This window comes from Plantactinospora sp. CA-294935, assembly GCF_050936445.1.
GTDB lineage: Bacteria > Actinomycetota > Actinomycetes > Mycobacteriales > Micromonosporaceae > Plantactinospora.
Window position 1 is genome coordinate 3,325,095 of the sequence record NZ_JBNJMU010000001.1, and the last position, 18,342, is coordinate 3,343,436.

The following is an 18,342-nucleotide window of genomic DNA, read 5'->3' on the forward strand; positions in this document are numbered from 1 at the left end:
CCCGCCCGCGGTCGGTGCGGCAGGTGACGGGATGGATCTGCCGGCACCCGGACAACCTCGTTGACCGCGACACCGGGCAACTCCGGCAGATTCTGGACCGCTGCCCAGAGCTGCGATCCGCTGTCGAACTGGTCCGCTCTTTCGCCGACATGATGACCCATCTGAACGGCGAACGTCTTACCACGTGGATCACCGCGGCCGAGCAGGCCGCGTTGCCCGGCATCAGTCGCTTCGCCACCGGCCTGACCGCCGACCTAGCCGCAGTCACCGCCGGGTTGAGCCTGCCCTTCAGCTCCGGACCGGTCGAAGGCAACGTCAACCGGATCAAGATGATCAAACGGCAGAGGTACGGCCGCGCCGGCTTCGATCTTCTCCGCAAGCGGATCCTGCTCGCGTCGTGACCGAATGCCTTGATCAGTCGCCACAGAACCACAGGTATAGATGCTGGCCTTGTTCAACTGCAGTCGCGAACCGGCCAATCTCTCCACGAGCCGGTTCGGGAATCAAGCCGGCCGGGAGTCGCTCCAACTCCGCTAGCAGCAAAGGAATCTGGCGCTGGTTGAAGACGGTGTCGAGGTAGGCGCAGAGCCCGGCGAGCATCGGGAACACCGCGGGATCGAGATCAATCAGGTCCTGGGTCCACTCGAAGCCCCGTGAACTCGCCACGATCCGGCCAGACTCTTCCCGCACCTGAAGATCGATCATGACCACACGTTAGCGGCATCGCCGACACAAGATCAATCACGGTGTTCGCGCCAGAACCGAGTTCCGGCGCCAGATGTCGCTGAGTTCGGGTGCCAGCGAGATCTCATCACTTTCGATGTTCGTGAGTTTCGGTGCCATCGTCCGGGTCGGCTGGCCGCGCCTGTCGCCGAAGGAAAATCCGCTTACGCAAGGTGACGAGCTGCGGAAGCCTACGCGCCCCTGGCCAAGCTGCACGCCGACTGCGGTCGCATCGGCCGATCGGATGGGACCAGGCGATGATCGGCTATTTCCATGTGCGACGGACCGCCCGCGACGCCTAGGAAAGAGCCATGACCAACGAGGTGACCGTTCCCCTGCTGCCCTGCGCGTCGATTGACGACATCGAAACCTTCTACGGGGTTCTCGGCTTCAGCACCACGTATAAGCAGCGCAAACCCAACCCCTGCGTGGCACTGCAACGTGAAGACCTGCACCTGCAATTCTTCGAGATTGCCGGGTTCGAGCCAGAGCAGTCCTACGGCTCCTGTATCGTGCTCACCTCGGACATCGCGGAACTGCACCGGGCTTTCGCCGCCGGCATGCGGGCCGCATACGGCAAAGTCCTGGTGTCCGGAATGCCGCGGATGACCCGACCCAGGGCTCGAAAGAACGCCGACGGGCTGGGCGGATTCAGCGTCATCGACCCGGGCGGCAACTGGGTCCGCGTCTTCCAGAACGCCGCCACGATGCCCACGCCAGCACCCGCACCCGCCGGACGACTCGCCAAAGCGCTGGCGAACGCCATCGTGCTAGCCGACTCCAAGGGTGACGTCGGCCAGGCAGTCCGCATCCTCGACAGCGCGTTGGCTCGCCCGCAGGCCGACGATGACCCCGTCACACATGTAGAGGTTCTGGTGTACCGCGCAGAACTGGCGATGACGCTCCATGACCGGGAAACCGCAACGGAGATGCTGGCCCGCATCGAGCACATCGCGCTGAACCCAGACGAGACCGGAAGGGCGGCACCGACCTTCGAGATCGCTGCCGACCTCGCAGCGGCGCTGCGATGAGTTCGAACCAAATCAGTCTTGTCTCCCGTCACCGCGGACGACGTCGACCTTGCCGTGCGGCTCGCCGTGGGCATCCTTCGGGACGCACCCCCGGAGGGGTGGGGCGGTAAGGCCGGTTCGCTGGAGTGGGACTGCTGGGAGACCGCCGAGCACCTCGCCAACGACCTGTTCTACTGCGCCGTGCAGCTGGGCGCAGAGCCCGCCGCTGGACACCCATGTGCCTTTCGCGTTGAGCCAGAAGAGGTCGGCCGGACCCGCGAAATTCCTCTTCGCGGACCGTTATGCGGGTCCGGCCGGCCTGGTGCAGGTGCTGGAGGCGTGCGGCACCGGGCCACCCGTCCCAACCGGCAACCCGGCGAACCTATGCGGTCACGGCACTATGCGCCTAGCCGTAGATGTCCAAGTTCAGTTCGATGGGAAACGCGGCCAAGCGTCGTAGAAGGTCAACTTTGAGCAAAATGCCCCCGTTGCCCTCGACGGACACGAAGCAGAACCAGTCCATGTCAAATCCATCAGCGGCCATCTCGTGCAAAACGACCCGTTTCGGTTCGATGCGGTCCAGTAGGACGCCCAGATGCTCGCCCAAAAGCCGGCTTCCCGCGGACTCGGTCGAGAGCGACCACATTGCATGGCGCCAAGGAGCGCCACAGGGTCTCGGATCTCCTGCCTCGTGCGCGTGAGTGGGATGGATGCCCAACCTCGCCGTCACGTCAGCCGCAGACACCCCCGGCCTGGTGATCCGGAGCGTCACGTAGGTCTCAGCATCGGCCACGAGTCCCCACATTGCAGCCCATGTGCGCCTGCTCGCAAACGGTTTCCGGTTCCAGAACACCGGTTTGCGACGTCCATTCATCGGCCTGAGCGCGCAGCTCCCGCGGACGGCTCGCCGGTCCGACTCAACCGGCCGGTCGGGGATCCGGGTAGGTCACGCCGCTGAGCCGCTCCGACACCTCCCAGAGCCGGGATGCGGCCGTCTCGTCCAGGGCCCGGGCGGGGATCTTGGCCGGCGCCGGTCCACCGTTGAGTTCGCCGACGCCGTCCGGGCCGTAGTAGCCGGCCTCCTCGGCCGCCGGGCTGGTCGCGGCGTAGACGGCGGGCAGCGCGCCGCCCGGGATCTCCTGCCACACCCACGGTACGAGGTAGAGCAGCCGGTTCCGGATCCGGTTGAGCCGCAGCGAGCGCCCGCCATGGGTCGGCCCGGTCACCTGGAGGTTGGTGATCGTCGCGCCCGGATGGGCGGCGTTGCTGCGGATCCCCCACCCGCCGAGCGTGCTGCGCCGCTGGAGTTCCCGGGCAAAGGCCAGCATCGCGAGCTTGGAGAGCCCGTACGCACGCACCGGCTGGTAGTGGCGCTCACCCTGGAGGTTGTCGAAGTCGAACCGCCCGACGCGGCTCAGCATGCTGCTGATCGACACCACCCGGGGAGCACCGGCGGCGCGCAACAGCGGAAGCAGGTGACCGGTCAGCGCGAAGTGCCCGAGATAGTTGGTGGCGAACTGGAGTTCGTACCCGTCCTCGGTGAGCGCCCGGCGGCGCGGCGCCATGATCCCGGCGTTGTTGACCAGGATGTCGACCGGCCGACCCCGCTCTGTCAGGGCCGTGCCGAACGCGGCGACACTGGCCAGCGACGTCAGGTCCAGGTGCTGGAGGCTGAGCTTCGCACCGGGCACCTCGTCGCGGATCTCGGTGATGGCCCGGTTGCCCTTGGCCTCGTCGCGTACCGCGAGGATCACGTCGGCGCCGGCCCGGGCGAGCCGGTGGCTGACGCCGAACCCGATTCCGCTGTTGGCCCCGGTGACCACCGCGAGCTTGCCGGTCAGATCCGGTACGTCGATGTCGGGCGTGCGGTGCGGCATTGGACCAGTATCGAGGCTGATCCGGCGTCCACGGGAGACCCGCCCGGCGGAGCCGGGACCATCCCGCCGCGCAGACTGTCGAGCTGGGTGCACGGACGGGGCGCCGGATGGCCGCGAGCCTGGGTGCACAAGCGGGGCAGCTCGACAGTCTCGCGGGGACGAAGTGTTTCCGGCGGCGGTTACTGGGCGATCAACGCTGCCGGGGCACCTCGGCGAGGAAACACTGCCACGTGGCGGGACGGAACGTCAGGGTGCCACCGTCGCGACTTTTTGGTGTCCCGCACCAATACCTGGCCGGGCACGTTGGCGGCTACCTCGACGCATGAGCCTTCGGCTCCGCTGCGGGTGCTCTTCCGCCAGTTCGGTGCGGGCGGCTGGCGGCGACGTACAGTCCGTTGATGGTGCGGGCGGCGGCGGTGCCGGAGCGGCTGCGGTGGGCGGTCGACCTGCTGAGGGTGGCACCGGACGATCGGCTGTTGGAGATCGGCTGCGGCAACGGGATCGCGGTGTCGCTGGTCTGTGACCGGCTGGTCGACGGGCGGATCGTCGCGATCGACCGCTCGGCGGCGGCGATCCGGCAGGCGGAGCGGCGCAACCGCGACCACATTTCGGCGGGGCGTGCGGTCGTCCGGCTCGGCGCGCTGGAGGAGTTCGGCGTGCTGGAGCAGTCCGATCTGGACGGTGAGCGGTTCGACAAGATCTTCGCCGTCAACGTCAACCTGTTCTGGACACGGTCACCGGCCGCCGAACTCACCCTGCTCAAACGGCTGCTGCGCCCGGCTGGCGGGCTCTATCTGTGCTACGAGCCGCCGGAGGCGACCCGGGTGGCGGAGCTGGTCAAGCGGCTGCCGGTGTCGCTGGCGAAGCACGGGTTCGCCGCCACCGCGGTCACGTCGGCGACCACGGGTTCCACGTCCCTGCTCTGTGTCTCCGGGCGCCTGGCGGGGCCGGAGCGGCGGTAGGCCACCGGGCGGTGCGGGTCAGCCCGCGAAGCCGGCGACACATCCCGGTGGCGGCTCGGGGTCCTGGGCGACGGCGTTGACCAGCAGCGCGCTGCACTGCGCGACCGTACGCAACTCGTCGTCGGTGAGCCGGTCGAGGATCCGACGCATCTTCTCCGTGCCGGCCGTCGCGAACCGGTCGACCAGGTCGCGCCCGGGCTCGCTCAGCTCGATCCGGCGTACCCGGCGGTCGTGCGGGTCCTCGCGGCGGGTGACCAGGCCCTGGGCGACCAGCCGGTCCACCATCCCGGTCATGGTGGCCAGGCTCACACCCATCGCCGTGCTGAGTTCCTGGCCGGCGATGCTGCCGTGGGCGGAAAGTAGCAGAAGCGTCTTGAGCTGCGGCAACGTCAGGTGGAGCGTGAACAGCGGATTCGCCGGGTCGTTGGCGAAATGGTGCTGCATCTCTCGTTGCGTCTCCATGATCTGGGCGATGAGATCGTCACGGCCACTCATCGGTTCCTCCAGCACACGGGGACGGCGGCAAGGGTCGGCCGCGACGCGGCGGCCACGCCTCCGCGCGGTCAGCGGAGGCTATCAGGGACGCGCCAGGACCCAGAATACTTCGCTGCGAGCGAACTGTTAGTGTCGGCCTAACTTTATATCCACGGGGAGAAGGAGCGAGCCGCATGTCCGTGGCCGTCCAACCTGACGCCGAGAGCGACAAGCTCGATCCCGGCGTCCTCAGAGTCGCCGGCGTGGTGGTGCTCGGCGCCATCATGTCCATCCTCGACGTCACGGTCGTCAGCGTCGCGCTGCCGACCTTCCAGAGCGAGTTCGACGCCAGCTACGCCACCGTCGCCTGGACGATGACGGCCTACACCCTGGCGCTGGCCACGGTGATCCCGATCACCGGGTGGGCCGCCGACCGGTTCGGCACCAAGCGCCTCTATCTGCTGTCCCTGGTGCTGTTCCTCGGTGGTTCGGCGCTGTGCAGCGTGGCCTGGGACATCGGCCCACTGATCTTCTTCCGGGCGCTCCAGGGGCTCGGCGGCGGCATGCTGATGCCGCTCGGCATGACGATCATGACCCGCGCCGCCGGTCCGCACCGGGTCGGCCGGGTGATGGCGGTGCTCGGCGTACCCATGCTGCTCGGCCCGATCGGCGGCCCGATCCTCGGCGGCTGGCTGATCGAGGCGGCCTCCTGGCACTGGATCTTCCTGATCAACGTGCCGGTCGGCATCGTCGCCTTCGTCCTGGCGCTGCGGGTGCTGCCCAAGGACGAGCCGCACCCCTCCGAGTCGTTCGACTTCGTCGGCATGCTGCTGCTCTCGCCGGGGCTCGCGCTCTTCCTCTTCGGCGTCTCCTCGATCCCGGAGGCCGGCACCGTGGCCGCCGCCAAGGTGCTGTTCCCGGCGATCGTCGGCCTGGTGCTGATCCTCGCGTTCGTGTTCCACGCCCTGCGCAAGGACCACCCGCTGATCGACCTCAAGCTGTTCCGGAACCGCAACCTCACCATCTCGGTCGTCACGATGACGCTGTTCACCGTGGCGTTCATGGGCGCGATGCTGCTGCTGCCCAGCTACTTCCTCCAGGTACGCGGCGAGGGCACCCTCGACGCCGGCCTGCTGCTGGCCCCGCAGGGCATCGGCGCGATGCTCACGATGCCGATCGCCGGCCGGCTGACCGACCGGATCGGCCCCGGCAAGCTGGTGCTCGGCGGGATCGTGCTGATCGCCCTGGGGCTCTCCCCGTTCACCCAGATCACCGCCGACAGCTCGTACGGGCTGCTCCTCGGGGGCCTGTTCGTGATGGGCATGGGGATGGGCATGACCATGATGCCGATGATGTCGGCGGCGATGGCCAGCCTCACCCACCAGCAGGTCGCCCGGGGCTCCACGATGATGAACATCGTCCAGCAGACCGCCGGCTCGATCGGCACCGCCGTGATGTCCGTGATCCTCACCAACCAGGTGCTGGAGAGCCAGGCGGCCACCGCGTACAGCGCGGTCACCCGGGGGCAGGTGCCGCGCGAGCAGGTGCCGCCGGAGGTACTCGTGCAGGGGCAGGCGTCACTGGCCGACGCCTTCGGTCAGACCTACGTCATCGCGCTGGTGCTGATCGTCCTCTGTGTCGTCCCGGCGCTGCTGCTGCCGCGCAAGCGGATCGAGCCCGCCACGCCGGAGCGGGCCGAGATGCCGGTCCCGGTCGCCATGCACTGAGCCGGTCCCCGCAGTTCGGGGCACCGGAACACGACCCCATGTCCGTCGCCGCCCTTCCGCCATCTTGGCGGGAGGGCGGCGACGGTTGGCGGCTCAGCCGGTGCGGAACAGGTCGGCCCGGGACTGCTCGCGCGGCTCACGCTCGTCCCGCGACCACCACCAGGCGTAGCTGATCGCCCCGGGGCGCGGTGTGCTCAGCACGATCCGGGCCACCAGCGGCCCCTCGTAGGCGGTGAAGTGCCCGGGGGAGCGCTGGGTGAAGCAGACCATGCCGGGCAGTTCGAGGCTGGCGACGTGCAGTTCGAGTCGTCCGCCGCCACCGAGGACCAGCACGCTGTGCTCGACGTGCCGCAGGCCGTCGCTGTCGGTGGTCGCCTCGTAGTCGAGAATGGCGGCACGTCCGTCGAGGGCGGCGCTCACCACCATCCGCGCCACGAACGGTCCGCTCTCCGGGCCGTCGCCCCGGCCCCGGTACACCCCGGTGGCGGCGGTGAGGCGGCGCAGTACGTCGGTCTCGGCGGGCACGGCGACACCGTAGCGCCCGTGCGCCACGCCGCCCGCAACGCTACTGCCGCGTTGACGGTACTACGCATTGAATAGTAGTATCGCCGACGTGGACACGACCCAGTTGCTCAAAGGCGTGCTGGATCTCGCGGTCCTGGCCGTGCTGAAGGACGAGGACGGCTACGGCTACGACATCATGCGCCGGCTCCGCGCCGCCGGCCTCGAAGAGATCGGCGACGCCTCCGTCTACGGCACGCTGCGCCGGCTCTTCCAGGCCGGTCTGCTCACCACCTACGTGGTGCCCAGCGAGTCGGGCCCCCATCGGAAGTACTACGCGCTCAACCCGGCGGGGCGGGACCAACTCCTCCGGTCCGGCAAGGTCTGGCGTTCCTTCGCCACCACCATGGACAGGCTGCTCGACGACAAGGGGATGGCGGCATGACCGTGACGGAGCAGGAGATCGCCCGGTACGTCGGGCAGGTCCGCGAGGCGCTGGCCGACCTGCCGCCGCCGGTCCGCGACGAACTGCTCGAAGACCTGCCCGAGCACCTGGCCGAGGTGGCCGCCGAGGCGGAGGGGTCGCTGTACGAGCGGCTCGGCCCGCCGCAGGCGTACGCGATGGAGCTGCGTACCGCCGCCGGAGTCACTCCGCCGGCCGGTGCCGTCAACCTCGACCAGCGGATCGGCGCGGCGGTCCGCAAGGGCCGGGAGCGGATCCGCGCCGCCGACAACCGGCTCGGCCCCGTCGTCGGCTACACCCGGCTCAGCGACTTCCTCCGGCTGCTCCGCCCCGCCTGGTGGATCCTGCGCGGCTACCTCGCCGCGATGCTGATCACCGTGCTGCTGGCCGGAACCTCGTTCGGGCTGCTGCCCCGGCTCGGCGGCAGCGGCCTGGCCGCGCTGCTGCTGCTCGCCGTCACCATCACCGGGTCGATCTGGCTCGGCCGGCGTACCGACCGGATGGGCCGGCGCCCGAGGCTCGTCCTCAACCTGGGCGCGGCGCTGCTGGTCCTCTTCGGCCTGGCCGGCTTCGTCGAACTCGACAGCCGGGCCGGCGGCGGCAGCCCGGTGCAGTACGAGCAGGTCTACACCGACCAGTACTCCGGAGTGCAGGACGTCTACGTCTACGACAGCCAGGGGCGGCTGCTGGAGGGCGTACGACTCTTCGACCAGAACGGCCAGCCGATCCGGTTGGGCCACCCGTGGTGCGCGGAGGCGCAGCGGGCGCCCTCGCTCGACGATGCGTTCACCGATCTGACCCGCCAGCCGTACCCGTACTGCCCGCAGGGTGCGCCGTTCCGGTTCGGACCGACGTCACCGCCGGCTCCCGAGCCGACCGCTCCGGCCGAACCGTCGGCCACCCCGAGCGGCACCGCGCCGCCGGCCACCCCGACCGGCACGCCGGGCGGCGGGCAGAGCCCGACTCCTACCCCGACGAACTAGACCGCACACCCGCTCCCCCGGGGGCGGTCGACGACGTGGCGTACACCTGTGCAACAGGAGGTGTACGCCACGTCGCTGTTGGCTTCCGTCCCCCCGTCGGGCGTGGCAGGCTACCCGAACACCCGGCACGCAGAACCCGGACCACCGGACTTTGGGTGGGTAGAACTGTGCGACCAGCCAACGATGACTGACCGACAGGAGGGCCACCGATGGGCGAGATGGTGAGTTACCCGAGTAACGGGGGGACCAGCGAGGGCTACCTGGCGCTGCCGGCCGGCGGCGCGACCGGTCCGGCCGTCATCGTCATCCAGGAGTGGTGGGGACTGGTGCCGCACATCACGTCGGTCGCCGACCGGTTCGCCGAGGCCGGCTTCGTGGCGCTCGCCCCCGACCTCTACCACGGCGCCTCCACCACCGAGCCCGACCAGGCCGGCAAGCTGCTGCTGGGCCTGGCCATGGACCAGGCCGCCCGGGACATCGCCGGTGCCGCCGACTATCTCGCGGAGCGGCCCGAGGTCGGCGGCGACAAGGTCGGCTGCGTCGGCTTCTGCGCCGGGGGCAGCCTCGCGCTCTGGTCGGCGACCCTCTCCGACCGGATCGTCGCGACCGTGGGCTTCTATCCGGTACTGCCCTGGGAGCGGATGCGTCCCGAGTGGTCCGACTACGCCGGCAAGGCCGCCGTGATCCACTGCTCGGAGGAGGACGGCACCTCGGCGGCGGACGGGGTCAAGGCGGCCCGGCAGGCGATCGAGGCGGCCGGCGGCGACTGCACCACCCACGACTACCCCGGCACCCGGCACGCGTTCTTCAACGACGACCGGCCGGAGGTCTTCGACCAGCGGGCGGCGGCCAGTGCCTGGGCCCGTACCCTGGAACTCTTCCGGGCCCGACTTGGCTGAACCGCACCGACCCGCCCGTGGGGACCGGCGGTCGCGTACCCCCGGGGACGTGCTCGCCCGCGCAACACGGGCGGGCGACCTGGCCGAGTTGGACGGCGCCGTCGCCGACTGCTTCGCCTGCCCCCGGCTGGTCGCCTGGCGGGAGGAGGTCGCCGCCGTCCGCCGGGCCGCCTTCCGTGACCAGGAATACTGGGGCCGCCCGGTCCCCGGCTTCGGCGACCCCGACGCCCGGATCGCCATCCTCGGGCTGGCCCCGGCCGCGCACGGCGGCAACCGGACCGGGCGGATCTTCACCGGTGACCGCTCCGGCGACGTGCTCTTCGCCGCGCTGCACCGGGCCGGCCTGGCCAACCAGCCGACCAGCGTCGCCGCCGACGACGGACTCGCACTGCGACACACCCGGATCGCCGCCGCCGTCCGCTGCGCCCCGCCGGACAACAAGCCCAGCCCGGCGGAGCGGGACACCTGCGCCCCCTGGCTGCACCGGGAGATCGACCTGATCAGACCCACCCTGCGCGTCGTGGTCACGCTGGGCGCGTTCGCCTGGGCGGCGTGGTGGCCGCTGCTCCGCCAGGTGTACGGTGTGCGACCGCCCACCCCGCGACCCGGGTTCGGGCATGGGGCACACTGGTCCGGAGACGAGGCCGTCCCGCAGGTGCTCGGCTGTTACCACGTCAGCCAGCAGAACACCTTTACCGGGCGGCTCACACCGACAATGCTGGACGAGGTGTTCGCCCGGGCCCGGCACCTGGCCGGGCTGGACGAGGACGGCTAGACGGCTCAGGGAGGCGGTGCGATGACCGACGGGCACTCCGGCCGTGCCCGCCCGGCACCGCACCCGCCCCGGTCCAGCCTCACCGCCGGCCTGTTCCGGACGCTCTGGCCGCTGGCGGCGGTCGCCGGGCTGCTGGCGCTGGCCGCGCTCGCCGCCGCGCACTCGTCGATCGGATTCGCCCGGGTCGAGCCGCCGGCCGACATCGTGCCGACGTTCGAGCAGCAGGCTCCGCCCTCCGGGCTGGACCAGCCGACCGACACCCCCGCGCCGGGCCAGCCCGGCAACTACCTGCCCGACTGGGTCCCACTGGTCGGCACCGTGCTCTGCGGCGCCGTGGTGGTGGCGGTGCTGGTCGCGCTGCTCTGGGCGCTGGCCCGGGACCTGCTGCGCCGCCGCCGGGGGCTGGCCCGCCCCGGTGCCCGGAAGCTCCGCTCCGCCGAGCAGACGGCGGAGGAGGTCGTCGCCGCGCTCGACGCCGGGTTGGTCGACCTCTCCGACACCGACGCCGACCCGCGCAAGGCGGTGATCGCCTGCTGGGTACGCCTGGAACAGGCCGCCGCCGCGGCCGGTGTCGAACGCCGGCCCGGGGACACCCCGACCGACCTGGTGACCCGGCTGCTCGGCGCCGGCCGGCCGGTCAGCGCCGACGTGCTGGCCGCGTTCGCCGACGTCTACCGGGAGGCCCGGTACGCCACGCACACCGTCGACGAGCGGATGCGGGCCCAGGCCGTGGCCGCGCTGCGCCGGCTGCGCACCGAACTCACCACCCGGGTCGACCGGCTGGGCGGGGACGCCGAGCCCTCGGCGGCCGGAGGCGGGCAGCGGTGAGCGGGTCCAGCACCAGCATCTTCGATCTGCTCCAGGACGAGGAGGAGCAGCAGCCGACGACCACCCGCCGGCGCGGCGGCGTACGCGGCTGGCTGCGGATCGTACTGGCCGCGGCCGGGCTCACCGCGGCGGTCGTACTCGGGCTGCGCATGGTCGGGGTCGGCGTCTCCGTCGCCGCCGTCTTCGCCGGCTTCCTCGCCCTGCTGCTGCTGCGCCGGCTCACCCGGACCCTCGCCCCGCCACCACCGGTGCCGGTGCGGCTCCGCCGCCCCGCCGGCCACGGCGAGGAGGACGGCAGCTACAACTGGACCGTCGGGGACGCCCTGGGCAGCTCGGTCAACCGCTGGGAGACCAAACTCACCTGGTCGCACGGGGAGCCGGAGCGGTTCTCCCGGGCGGTGCTGCCGGTGCTGTGCGAACTCGTCGACGAGTTGCTCCGGCAGCGGCACGGCGTCACGCGGGCCACCGATCCGGCCCGGGCCCGGGCACTGCTCGGCGAACCACTGTGGAACTTTCTCGACACGCCTCCCAAGCGCACTCCGGCGCCGCGCGACCTCGCGGCGATCGTCGCCCAATTGGAGAAGCTATGACAGACGCGGACCAGGTCAGCACCTTCGACGTGGGTCGGCTGGCGCAGGCCGTGCTGGACCAGGTCGGCACGGTGGTGGTGGGCAAGCGGGACGCCCTGGAGCTGGTGCTCGCCGGCATCCTGGCCGGCGGGCACGTGCTGCTGGAGGACCTGCCGGGGCTCGGCAAGACGCTGACCGCCCGCTCCTTCGCCCAGGCGCTCGGGCTCGACTTCCGGCGGTTGCAGTTCACCCCCGACCTGCTCCCCGCCGACGTCACCGGTTCCTTCCTCTACGACCAGCGCACCGCCGACTTCAGCTTCCGGGCCGGGCCGGTCTTCACCAACCTGCTGCTCGCCGACGAGATCAACCGTACGCCGCCGAAGACCCAGGCGGCGCTGCTGGAGGCGATGCAGGAGAAGCAGGTCTCGGTCGAGGGCGTCACCTACCGGCTGGACCCGCCGTTCCACGTGATCGCCACCGCCAACCCGATCGAGTACGAGGGCACCTATCCGCTGCCGGAGGCGCAGCTCGACCGGTTCCTGCTCCGGGTCTCGTTCGGCTATCCGGGCGCCGAGGAGGAGTGGGACGTGCTCCGCCGCCGGATGGCCCGCCGCCAGGAGGAGGCGGAGCTGAAACCGGTGGTGGACGCCGGGGTGCTCCGGGCGATGCAGGCCGCCCTGGAGAACGTGGTGGTGGAGGACTCGATCGGCCGCTACATCGTGGCGCTGACCGCCGCCACCCGGGAACATGCCTCGGTACTGGTCGGCGCCTCGCCGCGTGGCTCGCTCGGGCTGCTGCTGCTGGCCCGGGCGATCGCCGCGTTCGCCGGCCGCGACTACGTGATCCCGGAGGACGTCAAGGCGGTGGCGGTTCCGGTGCTCGCGCACCGGATCACCCTGCGGCCGGAGATGTGGCTGCGCCGGGTCGACCCGTCGTTCGTGGTCAACGAGGTGCTGGAGACCACGCCCGCGCCGGCCAGCGGTGCGCTGCCCAGCTACGCCGCCGGGCCGGCCGGGACGCGCGCGACGTGAGTTCCACCGGACCGACCCTGCGACCCGCCGTACCCGGGCAGCGGGCGGCCGCCCCTGCCCTGACGGCGTCGTCCGGGGACGCCTCGGTGCCGGACTGGGTCTCCACCCGGGCGCTCGGCCGGGCGGTGCTGCTCACCGGGCTCTTCCTGGTGGCCGGTGCGCTGCTCGGCCGGATCGACCTGGTGGTGCTGGCCGCCCCGTTCGCGCTCGGCACCGCGTACGCGCTGCGCCGCCGACCGGCGCGGCTGCCGGAGATCGGGATCGGGGCCGACGACACCAACCTGGTCGAGGGGGGCGCGCTGGTCGCCGGGATCAGCGTCGGCAACCGCGACGACGTCGGCTACGACCTGGTGTTGGTCCGTACCGTGGTCTCGTCCTGGCTGCGGATCGACGAGGTCCGGTTCGCACCCGGCGGTGCCGGGGCGGACGGCTCCGCTCCGGCGGACGGCTCCGACGGTCCGGCCCCGGCCGGCCGCCGGGACGCCACCGACCGCCCCTACGGCTTCGGCGTGCCGGCCGGCACCATCGCCGACCTGGAGCTGCACGGCGGGACGCTGCGCTGGGGCCGGCACTCGCTCGGTCCGGCGGCGGTGCGGGCGATCGCCTGCGACGGACTGCTGGCCAGCCAGACGGTGCTCAGCGACGCCCGCCCGGTGCCGGTCTATCCGGTCACCGAGCCGTTCGACGCGGACGAGGCGATGCCCAGGGCCGCCGGCCTGGTCGGCGGGCACCGGTCCCGGCGTCCGGGCGAGGGCGGCGAGCTGGCCGGGGTACGCATCTTCGGGCCGGGTGACCGGCTGCGCCGGATCGACTGGCGGGTCTCGCTGCGGGCCCGGCAACTGCACGTGGCGGCGATGCTCTCCGACCGGGACGCCGAGGTGGTCCTGCTGCTCGACGTGCTGGCCGAGGCGGGCCGGTCCGGCGGGATCCGGGGCAGCGCGTCGGTGCTGGACACCTGCGTCCGGGCCGCCGCCGCGATCGCCGAGCACTACCTGCACCGGGGCGACCGGGTGTCACTGCTGGAATACGGCCCGTCGGCCCGTCGCCTCCGCCCGGCGACCGGGCGGCGACAATACCTGACCCTGCTGGAGTGGTTGCTCGACGTCCGGGTCGAACAGTCCCCGCACGAGCCGTACGACCAGGTCTTCGGCCCGCAACTGCTCTCCTCCAACGCTCTGGTGGTGGTACTCACCCCGCTGGTGGACGCCCGGTCGGCGGCGATGCTGGCCCGGTTGGCCCGGTCCGGCCGGTTCGTGGTGGCGGTGGACACCCTGCCACCGTCGGCGGTGCCGTCGAAGCGGGGGCAGTGGACCGAGGTGGCGCACCGGCTCTGGCGGCTGGACCGGGACACCACGATCGGGCAGCTCCGCGAGCACGGTGTGCCGGTGGTCACCTGGGCCGGGGCCGGCAGCCTCGACCTGGTGCTCCGGGACGTCGCCCGGCTCGCCTCCGCACCCCGGCCGGCGCTGCGGTGAGCGTCGGCGTGTCGAACGGAGAGCCGCCGTGGTGAGCCGGATCAGACAGCTCTACGCCGCGATCGGCCGGATCACCCTGGTGCCGCTGCTGGTCCGGGTCGGTGTCTTCGGCTGCGCGCTGCTCGCGCTGCTGCTGGCGTACCCGGCCAGGCCGTCCGACCCGCGCCTGCTCGGCCTGCTGGTGGTGGCGGCGCTGGCCCCCGCGGTCGCGCCCCGGCGGAACTGGCCCACCCTGGTGCTGCTGGCCGCGGCCGGTGCCTGGGTGGTGGCCACCGGCTGGTACGACCAGCGGGTGGAGCTGTGGCGGCTGCTCGCCCTGGCCACCTTCCTGTACCTGACCCACACCCTGGCGGCGCTCGCCGCCCTGCTGTCGTACGACGCGGTGGTCGCCCCCGAGGTGCTGGCCCGGTGGGTCACCCGGGCCCTGGGGGTCGGGCTCGCCTCGGCGGTGCTCTCGGTGCCGCTGCTGGCGATGGACGGGCAGTTGGGCGATCGGAGTTTCGTCGCCGCGCTGCTCGGCGGGCTCGCCCTGGCCGTCTGCGCCGCAGCGCTGCTCGGCTGGCTGTTCCGCCGCGGGTAGCGGTCGGGTTTCCGGCGGTCTGCCGGCCCCGCAGGCAAGATCGGCGCAAACCGGGGTAACGGGGCTCACTTGGCGTCGTCAATCACAGAAGGGGCATCTGGCCAGCATCCGGAGCCGGGTGGGGGAAAGATGGAGGCGTGAATCCGCAGCGGATCCTTGTGGTGGGCGCCGGTCATGTCGGCCTGTACGCGGCCCTGCGCCTGTCGAAGAAGCTCCGGTCGTGGGAGGCCGAGGTCATCGTCGTCGACCCGCAGCCCCACATGACGTACCAGCCCTTCCTGCCCGAGGCGGCAGCCGGCAACATCTCGCCCCGGCACTCCGTGGTGCCGCTCCGGCGCGAGCTGCGCCGCTGCACCATCGTCTCCGGCACGGTCACCCGGGTCGAGCACGACCGGAAGACCGCCACCGTGCAGCCGATCATCGGCCCGGCCCGGGAGATCCAGTACGACCACATCGTGGTGGCGCCCGGCTCCGTTTCCCGTACCCTGCCCATCCCCGGGCTGGCCGAGCAGGGCATCGGGTTCAAGACCATCGGTGAGGCGATCTTCCTGCGCAACCACGTGCTGGACCGGTTGGACGTGGCCGCCGCCACCACCGACCCGGACACCCGGCGCTCGGCGCTGACCTTCGTCTTCGTCGGCGGCGGCTACGCCGGCATCGAGGCGCTGGCCGAGATGGAGGACATGGCCCGGGACGCCCTGAAGTACTACCCGGAGCTGAAGCCCGACGACATGCGCTGGGTACTGGTCGAGGCGACCCTGCGGGTGCTGCCCGAGGTCGATCGGGACATGGGCGCGTACACGGTCGCGCAGTTGCTGAAGCGGAAGATGGACATCCGGCTGGAGACCCGGTTGGAGTCCTGTGTGGACGGTCTGGTGCGGCTCTCCGACGGGGACAGCTTCCGGGCCGACACCATCGTCTGGACGGCCGGGGTGAAGCCGTCGCCGATGCTGGCCCAGACCGACCTGCCCCGGGACGAGCGGGGCCGGGTCACCTGCCTGCCGACCCTCCAGGTGGTCGACGGCGACCGGGTCGTCGAGGGGGCATGGAGCGCCGGTGACTGTGCGGCGGTGCCGGACCTGACCGGCCCGCCCGGGGCGTACTGCTCGCCCAGCGCCCAGCACGCGGTGCGGCAGGCGGCCCGGATGGCCGACAACATCCGGGCGGTGATCCGGGGGCGGCAGCCGGTGGAGTACAAGCACAAGCACGCCGGCAGCGTGGCCAGCCTCGGCCTGCACAAGGGCGTTGCCCAGGTCTACGGGATCAAGCTCAAGGGGCTGCCGGCCTGGTTCATGCACCGGACGTACCACATGAGCCGGATCCCGTCGCTGAACCGCAAGGTGCGGGTGGTCGTGGACTGGACCCTCGCCTTCGTCCTCCGCCGCGAGGTGGTCGCGCTGGGCCAGTTGCACGACCCCCGGGAGGAGTTCGTCGAGGCGAGCACGGCGGCGGGCAGCCGGCCCGGCGACCGTCGCCCGGTCTGATCCGGCCACGGTGCCCGGTCCGGCGACCGGGCCGGGCACCGGAGAGCGCTCAGACCCGCCAGGTCCAGGCGTCGGCGACCCGGGTGCCGGGGCCGAGCAGCGACTCCAGGGTGGTCCGCAGGCTCGCCACGTACGGGGCGTCGTCGGCGAGTACGACGCAGGAGGCGCCCCAGAACTCGATGTCCCGGCGGGCCTGGTCACGCTGCTCCTGGTTGATCACCGGCACGCTGCCGTTCTTCGACACGTCGGTGAGCAGTTGCGAGGTCGGCTGCTTGTAGGTGCCCATCGAGGCCTGGCCGCCGGCCGCGTACGGGCCGATGAAGAAGCCCTCGGGCAGCGCGAACGACGCGTCGGCGGCGGCCGCCCAGCGCATCGGCCAGGGTTCCTGCGGGGTGGGCAGCGGCACCGGCACCAGTACGCCGTTCGGCTCGACACAGTCGCGCCAGTGTCCGTCGGCGATGAACTGTGGCAGCGGCGGTCGGGCGGCGGTCGGGATCTGGGCCGGGAAGATCGGCAGCAGCGCGATGACCGCGGCCAGCGGCACCATGACCCGTACCGGCCCCTCCGCTGCGGCGAGCCCCCGGTCGACCGCGAGTACCAGCACCGTGGCGATCAGCGGAAGCAGCGCCAGGGCGAACCGCATCGGCAGCGCGCCGTCCACCACCGGCAGCCCCAGCAGCAGCGAGTAGGGCCCGGTGATCCCGGTCTGCTCCTTGTTGACCACGATCGTCGGCCCGAGCGACAACGCCGCCATCACCACGCCGGAGGCGAGGCAGGCGATCACCACCGGTCGCCGGATCAGCCAGCCGGCGGCGAGGACGGCGGCCAGCAGGAGCGGCCAGCCGAGGAAGGTGTTGTACTCGGCCGGTCCGGTGGTGAGCTGGGCGGCCTCCGCCGAGCCGGCGATCGACATCGGCGAGATGGCCGACCAACTCGCCAGGTCGGCGTAGAAGTAGTGCGGGCTGAACATGCCGTTCGGCACGCTCTGCGGCCCGGCGAACTGGAACCAGAGCGGGTATCCCAGCACCGGCACGGCCAGGGCGACCGCCAGCCCCATCCCGGCGAGGAATCCGGGCATCACCCGGCGGGCCAGCGACCAGTTCGCGGCGGCGTACGCCAGGGTGAAGATGATCAAGGTCAGGGCGGCCAGGAAGAGCGTCTCCTCGCCGATGAAGACCTGCACCGTCACCCCGGCGGCGAGCCCGACCGCCGAGGTGACCACCCGCCGCCAGTCGATCCCGGGCCGGTCGGGCCGGGCCTGCGGGTCGGCGGCCCGGACCATCCGGACGACCAGCCAGATCAGCACCGGCACCAGCCACTGGGCGGTCATGTGCAGGTGGCTGTTGGACTGGGAGATGATCCCCGGCCCGAAGCCGCAGAGCCCGGCACCGAGCCCGGCGGCGAGCCGCCGGGCGCCGAGCAGCCGGGTGAAGAGCAGGTACCAGGCGATCGCGGTGCCGGCCAGGTTGCCGGCGGCGAGCAGCGCGAAGGTGACCGGTGCCCCGAAGGCCAGCGTGATCGGCGCGAACACCATGCCGAGGGCGATGACCGTGGTGTTGGCCATCAGGTTCACCCCGTCGGGGGCGTTGAGCCGGTCGCTCAACAGGGCGAAGTCGCCGTGCAGCACCCGGGAGTCGACGGCCAGGAACCACTCGTAGAGGGCCTGGTCCTCCGGATTGAGCGCCAGCACCCGGGCACCCGGACTCGGCCACAGCCCGGCGGTGAGCCAGCCGGCGAGGACGACGAAGAGCAGGCACACCGCCAGGTCGGGCCCGTGCCGGTGCAGCGCGCCGGGCCAGCGTCCCCGGGAGGACCTGGTCGGGCCGGAGACGGTGTCTGTCGTGGCCGGGCCGGAATCGGCGTCCTGCGCCGCGCGGGCAGTGCTGGTCACGACAGTGACCCTAGTGCCGATCCGAGAACGGGGTGCGCCCGGTGGGGTTCCACCCGCTACCGTGGCAGGCACCAGGACCGATGAAATTCG

21 protein-coding genes are annotated in these 18,342 nt (G+C 71.6%); 14 read left to right on the forward strand and 7 right to left on the reverse strand.

Going from position 1 to position 18,342, the window contains the following annotated elements; genetic code table 11:
- Window positions 1-23 precede the first annotated feature (23 nt).
- Window positions 24-401 (forward strand): ISL3 family transposase, encoded by a 378-nt coding sequence (locus ACQEVC_RS14860; protein ID WP_432877388.1) that lies wholly within the window; start codon window positions 24-26, stop codon window positions 399-401.
- A gap of 13 nt (window positions 402-414) precedes the next feature.
- Here ACQEVC_RS14860 and ACQEVC_RS14865 read toward each other — a convergent pair whose 3' ends face one another.
- Window positions 415-705: a hypothetical protein gene (locus ACQEVC_RS14865; protein WP_432877390.1), complete on the reverse strand. Its 291-nt coding sequence runs from the start codon at window positions 703-705 to the stop codon at window positions 415-417.
- Between the two features lie 329 nt (window positions 706-1,034).
- On the opposite strand from ACQEVC_RS14865, the gene ACQEVC_RS14870 reads away from it, so the two are divergent.
- Entirely contained in the window at window positions 1,035-1,754 is a 720-nt protein-coding gene (locus tag ACQEVC_RS14870; protein WP_432877393.1) for a VOC family protein, read from the forward strand.
- Between the two features lie 385 nt (window positions 1,755-2,139).
- Here ACQEVC_RS14870 and ACQEVC_RS14875 read toward each other — a convergent pair whose 3' ends face one another.
- From ACQEVC_RS14875 to ACQEVC_RS14885, 3 genes are all read right to left on the reverse strand, one after another.
- A complete protein-coding gene (locus ACQEVC_RS14875) occupies window positions 2,140-2,526 on the reverse strand; it encodes a DUF4279 domain-containing protein (protein ID WP_432877395.1) in 387 nt (128 codons plus the stop codon).
- Window positions 2,527-2,650: 124 nt separating this feature from the next.
- Complete coding sequence (locus ACQEVC_RS14880) at window positions 2,651-3,610, reverse strand: SDR family oxidoreductase (RefSeq protein WP_432877398.1); 960 nt, start codon at window positions 3,608-3,610, stop codon at window positions 2,651-2,653.
- Between the two features lie 179 nt (window positions 3,611-3,789).
- The gene (locus ACQEVC_RS14885) at window positions 3,790-4,080 is read right to left on the reverse strand and encodes a DUF397 domain-containing protein (RefSeq protein ID WP_432891403.1); all 291 of its coding nucleotides are present in this window, start codon (window positions 4,078-4,080) and stop codon (window positions 3,790-3,792) included.
- Here ACQEVC_RS14885 and ACQEVC_RS14890 point away from each other — a divergent pair.
- Window positions 4,009-4,572: a class I SAM-dependent methyltransferase gene (locus ACQEVC_RS14890; RefSeq protein WP_432877401.1), complete on the forward strand. Its 564-nt coding sequence runs from the start codon at window positions 4,009-4,011 to the stop codon at window positions 4,570-4,572. The two genes, ACQEVC_RS14885 and ACQEVC_RS14890, sit on opposite strands and share 72 nt — an antisense overlap.
- Before the next feature lie 18 nt (window positions 4,573-4,590).
- Here ACQEVC_RS14890 and ACQEVC_RS14895 read toward each other — a convergent pair whose 3' ends face one another.
- Window positions 4,591-5,067: a MarR family transcriptional regulator gene (locus ACQEVC_RS14895; protein WP_432877404.1), complete on the reverse strand. Its 477-nt coding sequence runs from the start codon at window positions 5,065-5,067 to the stop codon at window positions 4,591-4,593.
- Window positions 5,068-5,240: 173 nt separating this feature from the next.
- Here ACQEVC_RS14895 and ACQEVC_RS14900 point away from each other — a divergent pair, with 173 nt between their 5' ends.
- Entirely contained in the window at window positions 5,241-6,773 is a 1,533-nt protein-coding gene (locus ACQEVC_RS14900; RefSeq protein ID WP_432877407.1) for a DHA2 family efflux MFS transporter permease subunit, read from the forward strand.
- A gap of 93 nt (window positions 6,774-6,866) precedes the next feature.
- Here ACQEVC_RS14900 and ACQEVC_RS14905 read toward each other — a convergent pair whose 3' ends face one another.
- On the reverse strand, window positions 6,867-7,298 hold the full coding sequence (locus tag ACQEVC_RS14905; RefSeq protein ID WP_432877409.1) for a hypothetical protein: 432 nt from the start codon (window positions 7,296-7,298) through the stop codon (window positions 6,867-6,869).
- Window positions 7,299-7,386: 88 nt separating this feature from the next.
- Here ACQEVC_RS14905 and ACQEVC_RS14910 point away from each other — a divergent pair, with 88 nt between their 5' ends.
- From ACQEVC_RS14910 to ACQEVC_RS14955, 10 genes are all read left to right on the forward strand, one after another.
- Window positions 7,387-7,719 carry a PadR family transcriptional regulator gene (locus ACQEVC_RS14910; RefSeq protein ID WP_318394651.1) on the forward strand — a complete coding sequence of 111 codons (333 nt, stop codon included), beginning with the start codon at window positions 7,387-7,389 and terminating at the stop codon, window positions 7,717-7,719.
- Window positions 7,716-8,720, forward strand: coding sequence for an HAAS signaling domain-containing protein (locus ACQEVC_RS14915; RefSeq protein WP_432877412.1), 1,005 nt, complete (start codon window positions 7,716-7,718; stop codon window positions 8,718-8,720). The genes ACQEVC_RS14910 and ACQEVC_RS14915 overlap by 4 nt, the downstream gene beginning before the upstream one ends.
- Before the next feature lie 209 nt (window positions 8,721-8,929).
- On the forward strand, window positions 8,930-9,619 hold the full coding sequence (locus tag ACQEVC_RS14920) for a dienelactone hydrolase family protein (protein ID WP_432877414.1): 690 nt from the start codon (window positions 8,930-8,932) through the stop codon (window positions 9,617-9,619).
- 49 nt (window positions 9,620-9,668) lie between these two features.
- Complete coding sequence (locus ACQEVC_RS14925; protein ID WP_432877417.1) at window positions 9,669-10,394, forward strand: uracil-DNA glycosylase; 726 nt, start codon at window positions 9,669-9,671, stop codon at window positions 10,392-10,394.
- Window positions 10,395-10,415: 21 nt separating this feature from the next.
- The gene (locus ACQEVC_RS14930) at window positions 10,416-11,222 is read left to right on the forward strand and encodes a DUF4129 domain-containing protein (RefSeq protein ID WP_432877420.1); all 807 of its coding nucleotides are present in this window, start codon (window positions 10,416-10,418) and stop codon (window positions 11,220-11,222) included.
- Window positions 11,219-11,812, forward strand: a complete 594-nt coding sequence (locus tag ACQEVC_RS14935; protein ID WP_432877423.1) for a hypothetical protein — start codon at window positions 11,219-11,221, stop codon at window positions 11,810-11,812. Before ACQEVC_RS14930 ends, ACQEVC_RS14935 begins: the two co-directional genes overlap by 4 nt.
- The gene (locus ACQEVC_RS14940; protein ID WP_432877426.1) at window positions 11,809-12,822 is read left to right on the forward strand and encodes an AAA family ATPase; all 1,014 of its coding nucleotides are present in this window, start codon (window positions 11,809-11,811) and stop codon (window positions 12,820-12,822) included. The genes ACQEVC_RS14935 and ACQEVC_RS14940 overlap by 4 nt, the downstream gene beginning before the upstream one ends.
- A 59-nt stretch (window positions 12,823-12,881) precedes the next feature.
- Window positions 12,882-14,297 carry a DUF58 domain-containing protein gene (locus ACQEVC_RS14945; RefSeq protein WP_432891406.1) on the forward strand — a complete coding sequence of 472 codons (1,416 nt, stop codon included), beginning with the start codon at window positions 12,882-12,884 and terminating at the stop codon, window positions 14,295-14,297.
- A gap of 31 nt (window positions 14,298-14,328) precedes the next feature.
- Complete coding sequence (locus tag ACQEVC_RS14950) at window positions 14,329-14,877, forward strand: hypothetical protein (protein WP_432877429.1); 549 nt, start codon at window positions 14,329-14,331, stop codon at window positions 14,875-14,877.
- Window positions 14,878-15,014: 137 nt separating this feature from the next.
- Window positions 15,015-16,361 carry an NAD(P)/FAD-dependent oxidoreductase gene (locus ACQEVC_RS14955; RefSeq protein WP_432877432.1) on the forward strand — a complete coding sequence of 449 codons (1,347 nt, stop codon included), beginning with the start codon at window positions 15,015-15,017 and terminating at the stop codon, window positions 16,359-16,361.
- Between the two features lie 49 nt (window positions 16,362-16,410).
- On the opposite strand, the gene ACQEVC_RS14960 is transcribed toward ACQEVC_RS14955, so the two are convergent.
- On the reverse strand, window positions 16,411-18,252 hold the full coding sequence (locus tag ACQEVC_RS14960) for a hypothetical protein (RefSeq protein WP_432877434.1): 1,842 nt from the start codon (window positions 18,250-18,252) through the stop codon (window positions 16,411-16,413).
- Window positions 18,253-18,342: the final 90 nt, after the last annotated feature.

Coding starts and splice junctions, on each gene's coding strand:
- ACQEVC_RS14865 (WP_432877390.1), bottom strand. CDS start 705: ATGATCGATCTTCAGGTGCGGGAAGAGTCTGGCCGGATCGTGGCGAGT.
- ACQEVC_RS14870 (WP_432877393.1), top strand. CDS start 1,035: ATGACCAACGAGGTGACCGTTCCCCTGCTGCCCTGCGCGTCGATTGAC.
- ACQEVC_RS14880 (WP_432877398.1), bottom strand. CDS start 3,610: ATGCCGCACCGCACGCCCGACATCGACGTACCGGATCTGACCGGCAAG.
- ACQEVC_RS14890 (WP_432877401.1), top strand. CDS start 4,009: ATGGTGCGGGCGGCGGCGGTGCCGGAGCGGCTGCGGTGGGCGGTCGAC.
- ACQEVC_RS14895 (WP_432877404.1), bottom strand. CDS start 5,067: ATGAGTGGCCGTGACGATCTCATCGCCCAGATCATGGAGACGCAACGA.
- ACQEVC_RS14900 (WP_432877407.1), top strand. CDS start 5,241: ATGTCCGTGGCCGTCCAACCTGACGCCGAGAGCGACAAGCTCGATCCC.
- ACQEVC_RS14915 (WP_432877412.1), top strand. CDS start 7,716: ATGACCGTGACGGAGCAGGAGATCGCCCGGTACGTCGGGCAGGTCCGC.
- ACQEVC_RS14920 (WP_432877414.1), top strand. CDS start 8,930: ATGGGCGAGATGGTGAGTTACCCGAGTAACGGGGGGACCAGCGAGGGC.
- ACQEVC_RS14930 (WP_432877420.1), top strand. CDS start 10,416: ATGACCGACGGGCACTCCGGCCGTGCCCGCCCGGCACCGCACCCGCCC.
- ACQEVC_RS14940 (WP_432877426.1), top strand. CDS start 11,809: ATGACAGACGCGGACCAGGTCAGCACCTTCGACGTGGGTCGGCTGGCG.